This is a genomic window from Microbispora hainanensis, from assembly GCF_036186745.1.
GTDB lineage: Bacteria > Actinomycetota > Actinomycetes > Streptosporangiales > Streptosporangiaceae > Microbispora.
In genome coordinates, this window is sequence record NZ_CP108086.1 from 2,200,040 (window position 1) to 2,218,812 (window position 18,773).

Below are 18,773 nucleotides of genomic sequence, written 5' to 3' on the forward strand. Positions count from 1 at the left end.
CCTCCTGGTGTGCTGCTCAGCCGAGCAGGCCGGTGTCGTACACGATCTGGCCGTCGACGACCGTCATCAGGACCTCGATCGCGCGGAGCTCGTCGTCGGACGCGGTGAGCGGGTCGGCGTCGAGCACGACCAGGTCGGCGAGCGCGCCCGCGGTCAGCCGGCCCTTCACCCCCTGCTCACCGGTGTGCGCGGCGCCGGACGTCGTGTAGAGGCGCAGCGCCTCCGTCCGGGTGACCGCCTGGGCGCCACCCACGACGTCGCCCGCCGCGTCGCGCCTGGTCGTCATGGCGTAGATGTTCTGGAACGGGTCGAGGGCGTTGATCGGATAGTCGGTGCCGGCCGCGACGCCGTCGAGCCCGAGGCCGTCCACGAGGTCGCGCAGGGGCACGGCGGCCTCGGTGCGGGCATCCCCGAGGTGACCGGCGATGGCCGCGCGGTTGCGCCACAGGAACGGGATCTGCGCGGCCGCCTGGACGCCCAGCGCGCGGGCACGGGCGATCTGGTCATGCTGGATCAGGCTGGCGTGGATGAGCACGTCCGGCGGGAGGCCCCGGTGCCGGGTGGCCTCGTAGACGTCGAGGGCGAGGTCGATCGCGGCGTCGCCCACCACGTGGGTGCCGACCGCCCAGCCCGCGCGGTGCGCCGCGCCGACCAGCTCGGCCAGCCGGTCTTTGCCGACGAGCACCTCGCCGTAGTAGCCGGGATCGGTGCGGTACGGCTCGCGCGTGGCCGCCGTGCCGAGCGTCATGCCGCCGTCCACCTGGAGCTTCACGCCCCGGGTGAGGTAGTGGCGGCCGACGGGCCCGGGCGGGCCGGAGGCCAGCGCCGCCTCCCAGTCCGCGAGCGGGACGGACGGATTGAGTTCGCCGGTGGGCGTGATCATCGCGGCGACGCGGAGCGTGGACCGTCCGTCGGCGGCCAGCTCTCGTATCACCTCGACGTCTGCCGACGGCAGGGCGCCCGCCACGACCGAGGTGATCCCGCGTCGGTTGAGCGCCCGCATGGCGGCGGTGAGCTGGGCGGCCCGCTCCTCGCGGGTCCATTCCGGCACCACGCGGGCGACGGCGTGCGCCGCGCCCTCGATCAACCTACCGTCGTGACCGCCGGGGTCGATGCCGGCGAGCTCCAGCGCGGCGGTGCTGGCCGTCGCGGCGTGGCCTTCCGGCAGGTACACCGGACGGCCGCCCGCCGCACGGTCCAGCTCGTGCCGGTCGGGCCCGCGGCCTTCGGCGAGCTGGAGCGCCGGGTTCCACGGTTGTCCCAGCAGCCACGCGCCCGGCTCACGGGTGGCGGCCATCGCCGCGATGCGGTCCAACGCGGCGTCGAGCGTGCGGACACCCGCGAACGACACGGTGTGCCCGTCCATGCCCGCGTTCTCGAAGTGGCAGTGCGAGTCGATCAGCCCGGGGATCACGGTCCGGCCCGCCAGCCCCACGACCCGGGTGGACGGACCGGCCAGGCGTGCGATCTCGGCGTCGGAGCCGACCGCGGACACCCGGCCGTCGCGGATCGCGACCGCCTCGGCGACCGTGTCGTTCGCGTCCAGCGTGCGCACCCGGCCGCCGAGCAGGACCAGGTCGGTCATGGCCGGACCACGGCGGCGATGCACTCGACCTCGACCTGCACCCCGGCGCGGTGGGGGGTCGCGATGACCGTGGTCCGCGCGGGGAAGTGCGGGTTCCCCTCGAAGAACTCGCGGTAGACGGCGTTGAACACGGGGAAGTTGGCCACGTCGCGCACGAAGCAGGTGCACTTGAGGATGCTCTCCCGGCTGCCGCCCGCCGCCTCCACGACCGCCACCAGGTTCGTGAGCGTCTGCCTGACCTGCTCGGCGAAGTCGTCGGAGACGATGGTGCGGGTCTGCGGGTCCAGCGGCCCGGTGCCCGAGCAGTAGATGGTGTCGCCGTGCACGATCGCCTGGGAGAGCGGCGCTGCCGTCCCCGTGGAGAAGCCCACTGTGGGGGCGTTGCGGGTGCTGACGGGTCGGATGTCGGTCATGATGTGCTCCTTGCCGGTCGGACGCGCGGCCGCGGTGCGGCGACCCCCGTCACGAAATCTCCATGATGACGGCCTTGGGTTCGGTGAAGAACTCCCGGCTGTACGTTCCGCCCTCACGGCCGACGCCGGAGTCCTTCGCACCACCGAAGGGTGCGCGCAGGTCCCTGACGAAGAAGCAGTTCGTCCACACCGTGCCGACCCGCAGCGCGCGTGCCACCCGGTGGGCGCGGGAGAGGTCCTGGGTGAACAGCATGGCGTTCAGGCCGTACGGCGTGTCGTTGGCCGCCGCCACCGCGTCCGCCTCGTCGTCGAACGGGAGCACGACCACGACCGGCCCGAAGATCTCCTCCTGGGTGACCCGGTCGCGCTGTCCCGCGCCGACCACCACGGTCGGCCGTACGGTCCACCCCTCGCCCACGCCGCCCGTGTGCAGTCGCGCGCCTGCGGCCGTCGCGATGTCGAGATAGCCGGCCACCTTCGTGAAGTGCTCCCGGGAGGACAGCGGGCCGATCTGCGTCGCCGGGTCCTTCGGGTCGCCGAGCACGAGCGCCTCGGCGGCGGCGGTGAACCTGGCCAGGAACTCGTCGTACACCTGGCGCTGCACGTACAGCCGGCTTCCGGCCAGGCAGACCTGCCCGCTGTTGCTGAAGACCGCCTGGATCGACCAGCCGACCGCCTGGTCGAGGTCGGCGTCGGCGAAGACGATGTTCGCGCCCTTGCCGCCCAGCTCCAGGCTCACCGGGGTCAGGTTGGCCGCCGCGGCCCTGGAGATCAGGCGGCCCGTGGCCGACTCGCCGGTGAAGGTGATCCGGTCGACCAGTGGCGACTCGGTCAGTGCCTGGCCCACCGAGTTCGGCCCGAACCCGTGGACGACGTTGAGCACGCCCGGCGGCAGGCCGGCCTCGATCGCGAGCCGGGCCAGGATGGTGGCCGAGGCGGGCGACTGCTCGGCGGGCTTGAGCACGACCGTGTTCCCCCACGCCAGCGCGGGCGCGACCTTCCAGCTCGCCATCATGAGCGGGAAGTTCCACGGTGCGATGGCGGCCACGACGCCCGCCGGGTCGTACTCGGTGTAGGCGTGGTGCCCTGTCGGCATCGGGAACGTCTCGGCGGGGGTGAGCTGCGCGTGGTCGGCGAAGAAGCGGAAGTTCCGCGCCGCGCGGGGGACGTCGTGGCCCCTGGTCTGGGTGATCGGCTTGCCCATGTCCGCGGTGTCGGCCGCCGCCAGCTCCTCCGAGTGCTTCTCCAGCAGGTCGGCGAGGCGGTGCAGGATCGCACCGCGCTCGGTGAAGCTCATCCGCGGCCACGGACCCTCGTCGAAGGCCGACCGCGCGGCGCGTACGGCGCGTTCCGCGTCGCCGGCCGAGCCGAGCGCCACCGTGGCCCACGGCTCCCGCGTCCACGGGTCCACGGACTCGAACGCCGTCCCGTCGGCGGAGGCGACCTCCTCGCCCGCGATGACGTGCCCGAACGATTCCACGCTGGTCCTCCTCTTTATCGCTGTGCCGTAACTCTCCGCGCGCGACCGGTGTGCGCTCAACGACCGGTTTCCATTCGCCGGGAAGAGCTGCCGCGCACCGCGCGCGACCACTCCGCCCACCGCCGCCCGAACTCCGGAGAGTTCACCGCCCGGATCTGCTCGGCGATCTCCCGGTCCACCGCCTCCGCCAGCCCGCCGCCCGCCGCTGCGGCGATCAGGCGCTTGGTCGCCCTCGCCGCCTCGGGCGGCGCCGCCGCGAGCGTCTCGGCGCGGCCGAGCGCCTGCGCGAGGGGGTCGTCCGCGACGACGTCGAGCAGGCCGATCCGCACGGCCTCCTCCGCCGCGACCTTCCGCCCGGACAGCGCCAGCTCCGTCGCTCGCGCCGCGCCGACCGCCCGCGTGAGCAGCCACGTCACGCCGAAGTCGGGGACCAGCGCCATCTTGATGAACGGGCTGGCGAATACCGCGCCGGGCGAGCCGATCCGCAGGTCACACGCGAGGGCGAAAGCCATCCCGGCGCCGACTGCCGCGCCGTCCACGGCGGCGATGGTCGGCGCGTGGAAATCCAGCAGCAGCCCGGCGGCGGAAAACTCGCGCGTCATGCGCTCCCGGGCATCTCGCGGCGCCTCGTTCCCCATGTCGCCGATCGCGTCCAGGTCGCCGCCCGCGCAGAACGCGCCGCCGCGCCCGGTCACCACCAGGGCCCGTACGGCGCAGTCGCCGTCCAGCTCACGCAGCACCGTGGGCAGTCCGTCGAGCAGCGCGCGGTCCAGCGCGTTACGGCGGTGTGGCCGGTCCAGTTCCAGCAGCGCGACCCCATCGGAGGGGAACGTCACCCGCAGTCCACGTACGTCCATGGTCCGAAACTGACCTGACGCGTGCTCCGGCCACCAGGACCGGTTCTCATTGAGCGGAAGCCCGCAGGCGGCCGGGCATCGAGCCGTCGCGCATCATCGGAGCGCATGGCATCGAGGTTCGGGAGGACATTCGTGAACGGGCAGCTGCGCGGTAAGACGGCGATCGTCACCGGGGCGGCGTCGGGCATCGGACGCGCGACCGCCGCGCTGTTCGCCGCCCGCGGCGCGGCGGTGCTCGCCGTGGACCGCGACGAGAAGGGCTTGCTGGAACTGCGAGACGAGGTGGCGGCGGCGGGTGACGAGCTGGCCGTGCTGGCCGTCGACCTCACCTCGGCGGGCGCGGCCGAGCGGGTCTTCGACCACTGCGCCGAGGTCGTGGGCACGCCGGACGTGCTCGCCAACATCGCGGGCCGGGCCGGGGACCGCCCGGCGGCCGACACCACGGACGAGGACTTCGAGTTCTTCCTGCGGACCAACCTCGGCACGACGTTCGCGCTCAGCCGCCGCGCGGTGATCGCGTTCGGCGACGCGGGCGGGGCGATCGTCAACACGTCCTCGACGTTCGCGCTGACCGGGGTCGCGGGGTCCGCGCCTTACTCGGCGGCCAAGGGCGCGGTCTCAAGTCTCACCCGCCAGATGGCGGCCGAGTATGGCCGGCGCGGCATCCGGGTCAACGCGGTGGCGCCGGGCCTGATCGAGACCCCGGCCACCCGCGCGAAGATCGCAGCAGGTGTCTTCGACGACCTGGTGACCCGGTCGCGCCCGCTGCCGAGAGTCGGGCAGCCGATCGACGTCGCGCGGGTTGTCGCGTTCCTGGCGTCGGACGAGGCGGCGTTCGTCACCGGCCTCACCATCCCGGTGGACGGCGGCTGGAGCAGCACGCACTTCCGCGGCTGACGGCGACGTGGGACGGGCCGGGGCCGACGTCGGCCCCGGCCCGTCCCGGCTTCCTAGGAGCGCGCCCTGCGCTCGGCGATCGTCTCGCCGCCCGCGGCCCAGAGGGTCGGCGGCAGCTCACGCACCAGGATCCGCACCGACTCGGGCGGGACCCCGAGGCTGCGCACGACCGCGTCGTGGACGGCCGAGATCATCTCGCGCAGCTCGGACTCGGTACGGCCGGTCAGCAGTGAGACGTCGATGATCGGCATGAAGCCTTACCTTTCTGGATGCGGTTCCGGGACGGATGCGACGATCAGCCGGCCTGGCGTACGACGGGCTCCACGGCCTCGTCGCCGGCCAGGCGCACATCGGCGAGATCCACACCCTTGGTCTCCGGCAGCGTGAACACCAGGATCAACAGGCCCAGCGCCATGGCCCCGACCGGGTACCACAGTGCGGTGGTGGTGCTGCCCACTTCGGCCCCGATGGCGACCATCGTCGCCGGTAGGAGACCGCCGAACACGCCGACGCCGAGCTGGTAGGGGATCGAGAGCGCCGTGGCCCGGACGCGGGTCGGGAACACCTCCGCCATCGCCGTCGCGGCCGGTCCCTGGGCCATCTGCGCGAACGCGACCAGCGCGAGGAGCAGCAGCGCGACGGTGAGGACGGGCCCGCTGAAGAGGTCCCCGAAACCGGTGATCTTGATCGTGCCGCCCGATCCGCCGACCGGATATCCGGCCGTCCTGAGCGCCGACAGCAGTTCGTCCGTCATCCGCGGGCCACCGGAGACCTGGGTGTCGTTCACGAGGACCCTGGTAGGACCGGTCGCGTCCTGCCGCTCGAAGGTGACCGAGTTGGCCTGGAGCACATTCCGTGCCCGGTCGCAGTCGGAGGTGAAGGTGGCGGTGCCCGCGGGGTTGAACTGGAAGGAACACTCGGCCGGGTCGGCCTGGATGACGACCGACACGTTCTCCTGGGCCCGGGCGAGATCCGGGTTCGTGGTCGAGACGATGGCGCCGGTGATCGGGAACACGAGCAGCGCGGCCAGCCCGAGCCCCGCGAACAGCACCGGCCGGCGCCCGATCCGGTCGGACACCCGGCAGGCGAGGACGCACAGGAAGAACCCGATCAACATGATCACCATGAAGATCGCGTTGACCGTGAACGAGTCGGCCTTGAGGTAGGTCTTCATCGTGGTCACCATGTACACGGTGGACAGGTAGCCGATGAACGACTGCGTCGCGGCCATCACGAACACGATCGCCACCATCCGCACCCGCGCCCGCGAGCCGAACGCCTCGCGCAGCGGCGCCTTGGTCTGGGTGCCCCCCTCCTTCATCTTGAGGAACATCGGGCTCTCGTTCAGCTTGGTGCGGATCCACACGGAAAGCGCGAGCGGCACGACGGAGATGAGGAACGGCACCCGCCAGCCCCACTCCTCGAACGCGTCCGCGCCCACGACGGCCTGCACCAGCAGTTGCACGCCCAGCGACAGACTGAAGGCGAGAGCCGTGGTGCCGGTGAGCCAGCCGACGAAGTACGCGCGCTGCCGCGCGGGGGCGTACTCCGAGACGTAGGTGACCGCCGCGCCGAATTCGCCGCTGACCGCGAGTCCCTGCAGGATGCGGCAGGTCACCAGCAGGATCGGGGCCAGGATGCCGATCTCGTCCGCGGTGGGCAGCAACCCGACCACGACCGTCGAGGTGCCCATCAGCACGAGCGTCATCAGGAACACGATCTTGCGGCCGACCAGGTCGGTGATCCGGGCGAACACCAGCGCACCGATCGGGCGGACGATGAACCCGGCGGCGAAGGTCAACAGCGCGAACACGGTCTGCGCCGCCGTGCCGTAGTCGCTGAAGAACCTGCTGCCGATCACGGGGACGAGCGCGCCGTAGAGGAAGAAGTCGTACCACTCGAACGCCGTGCCGACGGCCGACGCGCCGACGACCTTGAGTTCCTGTCTGTTCATCGACGGATTCCTCCAGCCTGGGATGTTTCCCCCGCCTCAAGGCACGACGGCGGGTTGGAGTGACCGTAGGACCGATAGTGACGGACGCAACTATCCGGATTTCCGGTATGCGGGAACGCCAGGTGGAAGCCGTGGCCGCTCCGGTCCACCTTGGCCACCATGACGGCGAACACATGGACGGTCGATCGGGCCGTCGAGGAACTGCGCGCGGCGGAGTCGACCCGTACGGCGCGCCACCCCATCACCGAGGACTGGCCCGGCCTTGACCTCGGCACCGCCTACCAGGTGCAGTCGGAGCTGGTGGCGGCCAGGGTCGCCGGAGGCGAGAGGATCGTCGGCGTGAAGCTGGGACTCACTTCGCGCGCCAAGCAGCGGCGGATGGGCGTGGACGCCCCGCTGACCGGCTGGCTCACCGACGGCATGGTGCTCGACGCCGGCGCGCACGTGCGGACCGAGCGCCTCATCCACCCGCGGGTGGAGCCCGAGATCGTCTTCACGCTCGGTCGGCGGTTGGAGGGCCCCGGGGTCACCCCGGCCTCGGCGATGGCGGCGGTGCGGAGCGTGTCCGCGGGCCTCGAAGTGATCGACAGCCGCTACCGCGACTTCCGGTTCACCCTCCCCGACGTGGTCGCCGACAACGCGTCGTCGGCCCAGTTCGTGGTGGGTGACGTGGAAGTGGACCCGGCCGGCCTCGACCTCGCGCTCGAGGCGTGCGTGCTGAGTGTGGCGGGGACGGTGGTGGACACCGCGACGGGCGCGGCCGTGCAGGGCCATCCGGCGCGGGCGCTCGCGCTCGCCGCGAACTCCCTCGCCGAGCGAGGGCTGGCCCTGGAGGAGGGCTGGATCGTCCTCACCGGCGGGATGACCGACGCTGTCCCGCTGGAACCGGGCCGCCCGGTCGCCGCCGAATTCGCCCACCTGGGCGCGCTCATGGTGACCTGCCGCTGACCGGTTCGCGCCTGACGGGCTTGGTCGAGCTCCTGCCGACAGCAGGAACCGTGTGGTCTAGCGTGAAGCTTTCTACAGTGGCTCGAGTCCCACCGGGTTGGTGTGCTCGCGTGGGCACATCGGCTCACTGGGTGAAGATTCCGAAACCTATGATGAGCGCCCGTGATCATTAGAGGCGGGCGAGCTACCGATTACTCCAGCCGCCAGGGTCGGGGAAGTCGACGTTCCTGCACTGCCTGGCCGGTCTCGACACCGTGACCTCCGGCACCGTCCTCGTCGACGAGGTCGACCTCACCACCCTGTCACGCACGCGGCTCACCGAGGTCCGCCGCGAGCGCATGGGCTTCGTCTTCCAGTCGTTCAATCTCCTGCCGATGTTGACCGCCGAGGAGAACATCCGGCTCACCGTGGGGCTGGCAGGCCGTCACGCGGAGCAGGAATGGTTCGACACGCTGGTGGACGCGCTGGGGTTGCGCCCACGGCTGGCGCACCGGCCCGCGGAGATGTCGGGTGGTCAGCAGCAACGGGTGGCCGTGGCGCGGGCGATGCTGAGCAGGCCGGAGGTGCTGTTCGCGGACGAGCCGACAGGAAACCTGGACTCCCGCTCCGGCGCGGAGGTGCTGGGCTTCCTGCGCGCGGCCGTCGACGACTACCGGCAGACCGTGGTCATGGTGACGCACGACCCGGTGGCCGCCGCGTACGCGGACCGGGTGCTGTTCCTGAGCGACGGGACGATCGTGGACGAGCTGGCCGCGCCCACCATCGACGCCGTACACGCCCGCATGCGCAAGATCGAGGACTGAGGCCATGGGAAACCCTCTGTGGCTCATCGCGCGCCGGACGTTCGCCGAGGGCTGGCTGCGGCTGACCGCCACACTGCTGGCGGCACTGGGATCGGTCGCGCTCATCGCGGGCTCGCTGCAGTTCGCGTTGCGCGCGCAGGAGGCGGTGGCGGGCAGCGACGCCAGCGAGTACGTGCGCGCGGACGTGCTGGTGCAGGGCGGAACGGTGGATCCGGACGACCCGTACGCGCCACCCGACGGGTGGGTGCGGCTCGATCGCCTCACCTCAAGACCGGACGTGGCGGCGGCCGTCGGCGACGCCACGGTGACGGTGACGGCCATGCGTCCCGACGGGCAGGCGATCACGGCCGCCGCCGAGGGCCGCACCCTGCTGCGCCCCTGGGTGCCCGACCCGCGGCTGAACCCCTACCTGCTGGAGGCGGGACGCGCACCCGCCGCCGACGACGAGGTGGCCGTCGTCCGGCATGTGTCGCGCGCCGGGGAACTGCGCGTCGGCGACACCATGACGCTGACGCTGCCCCACCAGACGCGCCAGGTGCGGATCACCGGGATCGTCAGCGTCCATGGCCGCGGCGCGGTGGCCGCCGGCGACCTGGTGCTGGCCCCGCCCGAGACCGTCCGGCGCGCCGCCATGCTGCCCGAGGGCAGGTGGCAGAGCGTCTGGCTGAAGGCCGCACCGGGCGTGTCCGCCGATCGGCTTCGCGACGCCCTGGCCCGCGACATGGCCCGTGATCTGGGCGGCACGGCCGCGGTGCGCACCGCCGCATCCGTACGCCAGGCGCAGGCCGCCGCCGCTGCCGGTGAGGGCGCCTCCGTCGCCGGCGTCGTCGGCATGCTCGCCTCCGTTGCGATCTTCGTCGGCCTGTTCGTGGTGGCCAACACCTTCGGCACCCTCGTACGGCAGCGCACCCGGCGACTCGCGCTGCTCGGCGCGATCGGCGCCACGCCGCGGCAGGTCGGCAGGCTCATCCGGCTGGAGGCACTGTTGCTGGGCGGGATCGCCTCCGCAGGCGGCGTGGCCGCGGGCTTCCCGGTGTCCGAGCTGATCATCCGGTTGTTCGCACGAGACGGCTTCGACGTCTCCGCCTCCGACGCCCAGTACGGCTGGGTCGCGCTGGCCCTCCCTGCCGCTGCCGGGATCGTGGTGACTCAGGCCGCCGCGTGGCGGGCGGCGCACCGTGCCGCGGACGTCTCGCCCGTCCAGGCGCTGCGCAGCAGCGTGGCGGAGCCCCGGGAGCGCCGCTGGCCGCGCCTGCTGTCCGCGTCCGTGATCTTCGCGGGCGCCTGCTTCTGGTACATGGTGGCGGTCGTGGTCCGCGCAGACGAGCCGCCCGGGCCGGACCGCACGTTCTCCGTCGCCCTCATGAACCTTTTCGGGACGCTGCTGACCGTGACAGGGCTGGCCGTGCTCACGCCGTTCTTCGTCGGGCCGCTGGGCGGGCTGGTGGGCCGCGTCGGGACGCTGGTCAGCGGGGAGACCGGACGGCTGGCGCGCGCCACCATCACCCGCAGCCCGCGCCGGGTCTCCTCGGCCGCCTCCTCGCTGATGCTCGGCGTCGCACTGCTCGCCTCCGTGGTGCTGGTCACGATGTCGGTGCAGGACCGGTTCCGTGAGGCGGGACGGCAGGTGATGGCGGCCGAGCACGCGATCGCCTCCACCGCGAGGACCGCCGAGGGTGCGCCCGCTCCGCTGGCCAGGGATGTCGCGGCGAAGGTCACGGGCGCACATGGGGTGTCCCGGGCGGTCGTCCTGACCCGGACCGAGGTCACGCTGGTGTCGCCGGAGCCGGACGCGGCCGGCCTGGAAGAGCCGGGCATCGCCGGATCGGAGGAGGCGGCTGAGCCGTTCCGATTCCTGGTCAGTGGTGTCGAGCCGGCCGGGCTGCGGGACGTCCTGAGGCTGGGCGGCCGGCCGCCCGCACTGCGTACAGGGCAGATCGCGCTGTCGTCGGCCGTCATGAAGGAACGGGGACTCCGCCGCGGCCAGGACCTCGTCGTGCGTGGCGCGCGGGGCCGCGTCACGCTTACGGTGGCGGGCGCGTACCACGATCCGTCGCACCTGTTCGCCGACCAGGCGCTGGTGGCCCCGGCGACGATGGACCTGCTCGACGCCAACGCCGCCACCGTGGCGGTGCTCGTGCGTGGCGGCTCGGCGGAGACCCTGGCGCGCGCCGTGGCCGGGGTGCCGGGCGTACGCGTTCTCGGCCGCGACGCGTACGTGGAGGCGGCGTCGCAGTCGCTCACCCGGGCGTTGCGCGCGACGCACAGTTTCGTCGGCATGGCGCTGTTGCTGGCGCTGTTCGGGATGGCGACCACGGTGTCGATGAGCGTCGCCGAACGCAGGCGGGAGTTCGGGTTGCTGGGGGCCGTAGGCGCGACCATGCGGCAGATCCGCTCGATCGTCCGCTGGGAGGCGGCGGCCGTGGTCGCCCTCGGCACGATCCTCGGTTTGGTGATCGCGATGGGCACGCTGGAGCTGCTGCATCTGACGAGCGGCAGCTCGTACCTGCGCCCGGCCCCGCAGTGGTGGCTGTTCCCGCTGGTCGCGGCGGGTGCGGCCGTGGCGACGCTGGCGACCTCGACGCTGCCCGCGCGCCGGGCCGCGTCCGTACCCGTCCTGGAGGCGGCCAGGGCGCAGTGAGCCCCCACGTCCGGTGACGCCGACGGCTTCCAGCGGTACGGGCGGCGACCACGCCAGGCGCGGCAGATGTCCGACGAACGTCTCCGCCCTGGATCGCCGACGTCCCGGGCCGGAAGCCTTGCCGCATCCGCCCGGAGCGAGGTTGGCGACGGCGGGTCGCATCTCGGCAAAGTGGACTATACAGTCCATGTACTGTGGCCTCTTGCTGGTGAACCACGCTGGCATCATGCCTTCAAGGCGGTCGTGGCATCGGATAACTTGGACTATTGGGTCCACTATGCTGGTGTCCGGCTGATTCTCGACAGCTATCTGTAACTCTCGCCGAAGACGATCAGTGGCGCTCGTCCGTGAGCGACGCGCCCATCGATGCGCGCGGCCGGCCGGTCCGCCGCTCTTCACTCACTCCGCGTAGGAAGAAGGCAGATCGACATGGATCTCGACAGGCTCATGGGCAAGCACCTGACCAGGTATTTCGACCCCGGCAGGACCATTCCGGAGGAGACCCTTCAGCGGTTGCTGCGGTTCCTGCGCTCCACGCCCTCGTCGGTGAACGTGCAGCCCAACCACTTCTACGTCGTCGCCACGCCGGAAGGGAAACAGCGGCTCGCGAGCAACCTGGGCGAACGGTTCATGGACAACAGCGAGAAGATCCTGAACGCGTCGCACACGATCATCCTCACCACCAGGGCGGATGTGTCTGACAGCCACCTTGAGGCGGTGTTCGCCAAGGAGCGGGCCGACGGCCGCTTTCCCGACCCCGCCAAGCAGGAGCTGTGGGAATCGATGACCCGTGACTTCCTCAACCTGCGCAGCTACGGCTACAAGGACCTGAACCACTGGATGGAGAAGCAGACCTACATGGCGGTGGGCCTGACCATGATGGCGGCCGCCGAGCTGGGCGTCGAGGCCACACCGCTGGAAGGGTTCGACCCGGCCAGCGTCGACAAGGCGTTCAAGGTCCGCGAGACCGGGCACAGCACGACGGTGCTGCTGGCGCTCGGCTACCCCGACCCGCGCAAGGTGTACAGCAACCCGATCTCGCGGTTCGACGCCGACCGGCTGTTCACCTTCGTCTGAACCGCCGACACTCACAACACAGAAGGGGACAGTCCCGATGAAAGCCATCGTGGTGACCGACCAGGCCGCTGGAACGGCCGGGATGACGCTCGCGGAGCGGCCTGAGCCGTCCGCGGCGATCAACGACGTCGTCGTCCGGATTCACGCCTCCGGCTTCGTCCCGACCGAGATGGAATGGCCGTCGACCTGGACCGACCGCACCGGACGGGACCGGACGCCGTCGATCCCCGGCCACGAGCTGGCCGGAGTGGTCAGCGCCCTCGGCTACGGCACGACCGGGCTGTCGGTCGGGCAGCGGGTGTTCGGCCTGGCCGACTGGCACCGCGACGGCACCCTCGCCGAGTACGTGGCGATCGAGGCGCGCAATCTCGCGCCGCTGCCCGGCGATGTCGACTTCACCGCGGGCGCGTCCCTGCCGATCTCCGGGCTGACCGCGTGGCAGGGGCTGTTCCAGCACGGCCGTCTTCAGGCCGGGCAGACCGTCCTGGCCCATGGTGCGGCCGGGGCGGTCGGGACGATGGTGACCCAGCTCGCGCGGGAGGCCGGGGCGTACGTCATCGGCACCGGGCGCGCCGCCGACCGCCAGAAGGCGCTCGACTTCGGCGCGCATGAGTTCCTCGACCTGCAGAACGATGCGCTGAGCGACGTCGGTGGCGTCGATCTGGTCTTCGACGTCATCGGCGGGGACGTGCAACGGCAGTCCGCCGCCCTGATCAGGCCCGGGGGAACGCTGGTGTCCGTCGTCGGCCCGGTCGAGGCGCGGCCCGCAGACGGTCTGGCGATCGACTTCGTGGTCGAGGCCGATCGCGCCCAGCTGGATGCGATCGTCCAGCGGGTGCGGGATGGACGGCTGCGGACCAACATCGGCACCATCGCCCCCCTCGACGACGCCGTCGCCGCTCTCAATCCGACCGAGCGGCTCAAGGGGAAGACGATCATCCGCGTACGTCCGTGAGTTCTTGACGACAGCGACATTTCCCGACTCGTACGGGAGTGGTGGCCGGGCCGGCCTGCCATCCGGCGTGCACGCCGCGTGATCGCGGCCGGCTCTGCCATATGGACAAAACAGTCGGGCAGTGACCCGGCCGCCGCGTGCGTGGCGTTGCCATGCTCGAAAGTCGTGATGCTCGAAAGAGGAGGCAGTGAGCGACCCGGAGACCGATCGCGACAACCGCCGATGGGTGCGTGATCTCGCCACGGCCGGTCCCGCCAGGGAGGCGGCATGCAGGGAGCTGTATCCCTTGCTGCTTCGCATCGCGCGTTCCGAGGCCCGTCGCCGTGCGCCGAGCCTGGGGCTGTACGGCCCGGAGCTTGAGGACATCGCTCGCCAGGCCGCCGCTGACGCGTTGATGGCGGTCACCGAGCGGCTGGACACGTTCCGAGGTGAGGCGCGGTTCACCACGTGGGCGGGCAAGTTCGTGCTCTTCAACGTCGCCGCCAAGATGAACCGGCACTTCTGGCGTCGCCACGAGGTCTCCTACGATCAGGAGGACTGGTCCAGGATCGAATCGAGGGCCGACGTGGGCCCCGACGACGAGGCGCAGGTCCGGGAGTTCGCGGCGGCGGTCTCGACCGCGGTCGAAGAGCATCTGTCGGAGCGTCAGCGCATCGTGTTCCTCTCGACGGTCCTCAACGGCATGCCGATGGATGTCCTGGCCGACGAGCTGGGCTCGACCCACAACGCGCTCTACAAGGTGCTCTTCGACGCCCGGAAGAAGCTCCGCGCGGCGCTGGTGGCGGGCGGCTACCTTGCCCGAGGCGCCTGAGGCCCTGAGGCCCTGGGGTCCTGAGGTTCTGAGGTCGCGAGGTCCTGGGGTCCTGGGGTCCTGAGGTCGCGAGGTCCTGAGGCCCGCGGAACAACGAGGCCGGCACCCGACCACGTCGCGAGGCCCGCGGCCTGGTGGTCTGCGCCACCAGAACTCGCGTGTGCCGACTCGGCGGCAGCGCGATCGGGCCCTCGTGTCGTCGTCGGCGGAGGCGCCGTTGATCGTCGGGCGACTACGGCATCCGTCACTCGGCGACCGGGGCGTCGGTCGTGGTCGTCAGCGCTCGAAGCAGCGATCGGGCGTCGTACGGGCCGACGTGCCGGCGGCCGTTGATGAAGAGCGTGGGGACGGCGGTGATGTTCATGGCCTCGGCGTCGAGCATGTCGTCGCGCACCCGGCCGGTGACCTCGGCCGAGATGAGGTCCTTCTCGAACCGCTCCAGGTCCAGGCCCAGGTCGCGGGCGATCCGGATGATGTCGGACGGCCGCTGGTTGTCCTGGTCGTCCAGGATCGTGCGCGCGAAGTCGAAGAATCTGCCCTGCGCCGCCGCGGCCTCGGCCGCCTCCGCCGCCGCGAGGGCGTTCGGGTGGATCTGCACGAGCGGGGCGTGCCGCCACACATAGCGGAGCCGGTCTCCGAGCACGTCGCGCACCTCCAGGATCGAGCCGGTCGCCTTGAGGCAGAAGCCGCACTGGAAGTCGCCGTACTCGACGATCGTGAAGGGAGCGTGCGGGTCGCCGAGCACGTGGTCGCGCTCCGGGTCGACCGGGCGCGCGAGCGTCTGACCCGAGTCGTCGTCGGGGCGCGCGGCATCCGAGATCCGGAAAGTGATCGTCGCGAGCACGAAGGCGATGACGGATGCCGCGAGCACGCCCACCCGTGCCTCGTTGCGCGCGAGCTCGTCGTCGATCGCGAGGTCCACGATGAACAGCGAGATGGTGAACCCGATCCCGCACAGGACGGCGCCGCCGAGGACGCGATCCAGGGTGAGCCCCGCCCCGAGCTCGCCGAGCTTCAGGCGCCGCAGGAGCGCGCTCGATCCGAAGACACCGAAAAGCTTGCCGGCGACGAGACCCACGACGATGCCCCACGTCAGGGCGGAGCGGGCGGCGCCGGCCAGGAGCTCGGAGCTCAGTACGACGCCCGCGTTGGCGAGGGCGAACAGCGGAAGGATGACGTACGCGACGTACGGGGCGTAGGCCGCCTGGAGCCGCTCGTTGATCGAGATGGATTCGCGGAGGCTGTTCGCGGCGGCGCGGGCATACTCGGTGCTGGGCGACTGGCGGAAGGTGCGCGCGAGCTCCAGTGCGTGTTCGACGTCGGTGCGGTTGGGGCGATACACGGGCACCAGCAGCGCGATCGCGACGCCCGCGAGGGTCGGGTGCACACCCGAGGCGAGGAAGGCCAGCCACACCACGATCGCGAGGGATACGTACACCGGCCCGCGGCCGCTGGGGAGATAGCGCGTGACGTACACCCCGGCGAGCCCGGCGGCGGCGACGAGGAGCGGCAGCGGGGTGAACCTCTCGGTGTAGACCAGCGCGATGATGCTGAGCGCCCCGATGTCGTCGACGACCGCGAGCGCCAGGAGGAAGACACGCAGGCGTCCGGGGACGCGAGGGCCGACCAGGGCCAGGGCGCCTACGAGGAAGGCCGTGTCGGTCGAGATCACGACTCCCCACGCGTGCTCGTTTCCGGAGCCCTGCGCGATGAGGACGAAAAGGAGCGCGGGCACCACCAGGCCCGCGACGGAGGCGGCGACGGGCACGAGGGCACGGGACCAGCTCGTCAGCTCGCCGATCGCGAACTCCCGGCGCACTTCGAGCCCGACGGTGAAGAAGAAGATCGCCATCAGCGCGTCGTTCACCAGCGCGTGAAGCGTGAAGTCCAGATGCCGGTCACCGACGCCGACCATCAGATCGGTCGCCCAGAACGTCTCGTACGACGGCAGGGACACGTTGGCCCAGACGATCGCCGCGAGCGTCGCGACGAGGAGGATCAGGGCGCCGATCCGGTTCTGGCCCATCGCGCCGATCCGCGCGGCGATCGACGGGCGCCGGCGAGCGCCGGTGGCACCCCGCTCAGGGGCGAGTGAGGTCTGGGTGACGGTGGGGTTCGTCATGATTACTCCCACGCCGGCCGTTCCCGCTCATGTCGGGATGCGGGTCGCGTGCGGCGATGACGGTGAACACGGTGGCGGCGAGGGCGAGTTGTCGCTTCTGTGCAATGTACGCGGTGCCGGGTCCTACTCGGCCTCGTCGACGAGAAGCTCCGCCGCGGGGTCGGCTTCGAGCCGCTCGTCCGGAATGGGCCGGCCGCTGCGCAACGAGACTCCGTACGTGCCGGCCCGCAGGCGCTCGCGGGCCCGGTCGAGCGCGGCCAACCGTGCGCTGAGCTGCTCGGCCACGGCATCGTCAAGCAGCTCTTGAGCGAGCGGGCTCGCCGAGTCGAAGACCGAGATCCTCGCGTCGGCGGCCGCCTCCAGGTCGGCCGCCCGCACCGCGGCCGAGTATGTGAGCAGTTCCTTGACGCGTGCACGTTCACGCTCGATCAACTCGTGTGCCCGGGTCGGGTCCATCTGTGACTCCCTGGTGGTGACGATCGGCGATCGGCGTCGGCGGCGGGGCGTCGGCCGGCCAGGTCATGGCCCCTGGCTCTCTCCTGGTTAGTGCCGGGGAGTCCGCGTCTCTTACGTCCGCATCTCCTACGTCCGCTCGCGGTGCCGCGAATGGACTATTCAGTCCAATGCGGCGTGGCGTTGTCGACCACTGTGCGCGCCGCCGGGCGTGCCCGTCCCCGCGTGGAGGAGCAGCGTTGGCGTACGAGGTCACTGCCACCGGTTCGATCATCGGCGCGCCGTGGTTGCGCCGATCTCGGGGTGGCCCATCCGATATTGGACTGAGAAGTTCACTTATTGTGCGGGTTGCGACCTATTTCCATTTGTCCACCATGAGAAAATGGACTGGATAGTCCCATAAAGGGCAGAGCGTGTGAGCCGGGAGGGATTGATGAGGACCCACTTCGCGGAGGTCCTGGCCCGCGAGAGCGTGTGTCTGGCCGCAGTCACAAACGGGGCGAAGCTGGCCGGTTGGCGCCGCCGGGTCGTCGAGGAGCTCATGACGCCCAGGTCGCCGTACGCGCTCGCGCTGAGACAAGCAGGTGACGGCGCTGAGCGAGCCGACTTCCTCGATCGGTGGCGCGAGCTCATCACCGAGACGCTGGACCGATTGCTGCGGTCCGGCTCGACGGGCGACACACACTGCTCCTCGGGCCAGACGCGAAAGGCCGATGCCGATCCCCGGAAAACCGCGGTGCTCATTCTCGCGGCGCTGCATGGGGGCAGCACGCTGAGCCAGATCGCGAAAGACCCTTGGCCGCTCAACGCCGCGCTCGACCTCGCGCTCGCACCTTTTGTGGCAACCGAGGACAACGGCCCAGCAAGGACGGTAATGAGTAGTCCGATCGGTACCATGAGCCCGTGATGACGACCGCTGACTCGCACAATGGCAGACGCCTGACGGCGCGCGGTGCAAAGACGCGGACAAGGATCGTCACCGCCGCGAGCGACCTGATGTACGTAAAGGGAGTCAGGGCTACCACGCTTGATGACGTGCTGGCGGCGAGCGGAGTCAGCAAGTCGCAGTTGTATCACCACTTCGACGGCAAGGACGCGCTCGTGCGGGCCGTCATCGACCACGTGGGAGAACGCGTCATCGAGCGCGAGCGCGAGGCACTCGGCCATGTCTCGACGATCCGGGGCCTGCGACGCTGGCGGGACGCGTTGGTCCAGAACAACGCCCTTCGGCATGGCGCCTACGGCTGTGCGCTCGGCTCGCTGGCCTCCGAGGTCTCCGATCACGACGCGGTCGCACGCGAAGCCCTGTCTCGGCTGTTCAACGAATGGCAGGGACTGCTGGCCGGCGTGTTGCGACGACTTCAAGACGGTGGTGGGCTCGCGCCCGAGGCGTCGGCGGACCAGCTCGCGACCGGGCTCATGGCCGCCCTCCAGGGCGGGTACATGCTGGCCCAGACCGCGCGCGATGTCACCCCGATGGCGACGGCACTCGACATGGCACTCGCGCACATCGAGAGCCTGTCGAAAGACTGAGCTCGTCGCCGTACGGTCCCGGCCGCGAGCCGAAGTCGCAGGCCGGGAGCACGCCCTGCCCGGAACCCGCGTAAGCCGGCAGCCGAGCGAGCCACCCCGTCACACGCGCCCTCGCTTCCCCGTGGTCGTACGACGACGCAGGCAGGGCCGGGTCATATGGCGAGGCGTGCGGGCTCGGCGGTGACCTGCGGGTCCACGTCCACCTGCCTTGTTGTCTTCCGCACAGATCGGCCCCGCGGATCTG

General features: G+C 71.1%; 16 protein-coding genes and 1 pseudogene. 9 read left to right on the forward strand and 8 right to left on the reverse strand.

The window, feature by feature from the left end:
* Positions 1-16 precede the first annotated feature (16 nt).
* The 4 genes from OHB01_RS10070 to OHB01_RS10085 are packed head-to-tail and all read right to left on the reverse strand — an operon-like array spanning position 17 to position 4,335.
* Positions 17-1,585 carry an amidohydrolase gene (locus OHB01_RS10070; protein WP_328855251.1) on the reverse strand — a complete coding sequence of 523 codons (1,569 nt, stop codon included), beginning with the start codon at positions 1,583-1,585 and terminating at the stop codon, positions 17-19.
* Entirely contained in the window at positions 1,582-1,998 is a 417-nt protein-coding gene (locus OHB01_RS10075) for a RidA family protein (protein WP_189182139.1), read from the reverse strand. Before OHB01_RS10075 ends, OHB01_RS10070 begins: the two co-directional genes overlap by 4 nt.
* Positions 1,999-2,047: 49 nt before the next feature.
* A complete protein-coding gene (locus OHB01_RS10080) occupies positions 2,048-3,478 on the reverse strand; it encodes an aldehyde dehydrogenase (protein WP_328708776.1) in 1,431 nt (476 codons plus the stop codon).
* A gap of 56 nt (positions 3,479-3,534) precedes the next feature.
* Positions 3,535-4,335 carry an enoyl-CoA hydratase/isomerase family protein gene (locus tag OHB01_RS10085; RefSeq protein ID WP_328708775.1) on the reverse strand — a complete coding sequence of 267 codons (801 nt, stop codon included), beginning with the start codon at positions 4,333-4,335 and terminating at the stop codon, positions 3,535-3,537.
* 132 nt (positions 4,336-4,467) lie between these two features.
* On the opposite strand from OHB01_RS10085, the gene OHB01_RS10090 reads away from it, so the two are divergent.
* Positions 4,468-5,232 carry an SDR family NAD(P)-dependent oxidoreductase gene (locus OHB01_RS10090; RefSeq protein ID WP_203950459.1) on the forward strand — a complete coding sequence of 255 codons (765 nt, stop codon included), beginning with the start codon at positions 4,468-4,470 and terminating at the stop codon, positions 5,230-5,232.
* 53 nt (positions 5,233-5,285) lie between these two features.
* On the opposite strand, the gene OHB01_RS10095 is transcribed toward OHB01_RS10090, so the two are convergent.
* Together OHB01_RS10095 and OHB01_RS10100 are read right to left on the reverse strand one after the other, a co-directional pair.
* Positions 5,286-5,483, reverse strand: coding sequence for a 4-oxalocrotonate tautomerase family protein (locus OHB01_RS10095; RefSeq protein WP_328708774.1), 198 nt, complete (start codon positions 5,481-5,483; stop codon positions 5,286-5,288).
* Positions 5,484-5,527: 44 nt separating this feature from the next.
* Positions 5,528-7,186 carry an MFS transporter gene (locus OHB01_RS10100; protein ID WP_328708773.1) on the reverse strand — a complete coding sequence of 553 codons (1,659 nt, stop codon included), beginning with the start codon at positions 7,184-7,186 and terminating at the stop codon, positions 5,528-5,530.
* Positions 7,187-7,345: 159 nt separating this feature from the next.
* Here OHB01_RS10100 and OHB01_RS10105 point away from each other — a divergent pair, with 159 nt between their 5' ends.
* The 6 genes and pseudogenes from OHB01_RS10105 to OHB01_RS10130 all read left to right on the forward strand — a co-directional run bounded on the left by OHB01_RS10105 (position 7,346) and on the right by OHB01_RS10130 (position 14,421).
* Positions 7,346-8,134: a 2-keto-4-pentenoate hydratase gene (locus OHB01_RS10105; protein WP_189182133.1), complete on the forward strand. Its 789-nt coding sequence runs from the start codon at positions 7,346-7,348 to the stop codon at positions 8,132-8,134.
* A gap of 191 nt (positions 8,135-8,325) precedes the next feature.
* Positions 8,326-8,937 (forward strand): annotated as a pseudogene (locus tag OHB01_RS10110) (ABC transporter ATP-binding protein); the annotation flags it as partial.
* Between the two features lie 4 nt (positions 8,938-8,941).
* Complete coding sequence (locus OHB01_RS10115) at positions 8,942-11,578, forward strand: ABC transporter permease (RefSeq protein WP_328855252.1); 2,637 nt, start codon at positions 8,942-8,944, stop codon at positions 11,576-11,578.
* Between the two features lie 429 nt (positions 11,579-12,007).
* Positions 12,008-12,655: a nitroreductase family protein gene (locus OHB01_RS10120; RefSeq protein ID WP_142650054.1), complete on the forward strand. Its 648-nt coding sequence runs from the start codon at positions 12,008-12,010 to the stop codon at positions 12,653-12,655.
* 37 nt (positions 12,656-12,692) lie between these two features.
* Positions 12,693-13,610 carry an NADP-dependent oxidoreductase gene (locus OHB01_RS10125; protein WP_142650053.1) on the forward strand — a complete coding sequence of 306 codons (918 nt, stop codon included), beginning with the start codon at positions 12,693-12,695 and terminating at the stop codon, positions 13,608-13,610.
* 187 nt (positions 13,611-13,797) lie between these two features.
* Positions 13,798-14,421, forward strand: a complete 624-nt coding sequence (locus OHB01_RS10130) for a sigma-70 family RNA polymerase sigma factor (RefSeq protein WP_142650052.1) — start codon at positions 13,798-13,800, stop codon at positions 14,419-14,421.
* Positions 14,422-14,665: 244 nt separating this feature from the next.
* On the opposite strand, the gene nhaA is transcribed toward OHB01_RS10130, so the two are convergent.
* Together nhaA and OHB01_RS10140 are read right to left on the reverse strand one after the other, a co-directional pair.
* Complete coding sequence (gene nhaA / locus OHB01_RS10135; protein ID WP_142650051.1) at positions 14,666-16,543, reverse strand: Na+/H+ antiporter NhaA; 1,878 nt, start codon at positions 16,541-16,543, stop codon at positions 14,666-14,668.
* Positions 16,544-16,666: 123 nt separating this feature from the next.
* A complete protein-coding gene (locus OHB01_RS10140) occupies positions 16,667-16,999 on the reverse strand; it encodes a conjugal transfer protein TraR (protein ID WP_147943633.1) in 333 nt (110 codons plus the stop codon).
* Between the two features lie 430 nt (positions 17,000-17,429).
* Here OHB01_RS10140 and OHB01_RS10145 point away from each other — a divergent pair, with 430 nt between their 5' ends.
* Together OHB01_RS10145 and OHB01_RS10150 are read left to right on the forward strand one after the other, a co-directional pair.
* On the forward strand, positions 17,430-17,903 hold the full coding sequence (locus tag OHB01_RS10145) for a hypothetical protein (RefSeq protein WP_147943632.1): 474 nt from the start codon (positions 17,430-17,432) through the stop codon (positions 17,901-17,903).
* Positions 17,903-18,529, forward strand: coding sequence for a TetR/AcrR family transcriptional regulator (locus OHB01_RS10150; protein WP_142650082.1), 627 nt, complete (start codon positions 17,903-17,905; stop codon positions 18,527-18,529). The genes OHB01_RS10145 and OHB01_RS10150 overlap by 1 nt, the downstream gene beginning before the upstream one ends.
* Positions 18,530-18,773: the final 244 nt, after the last annotated feature.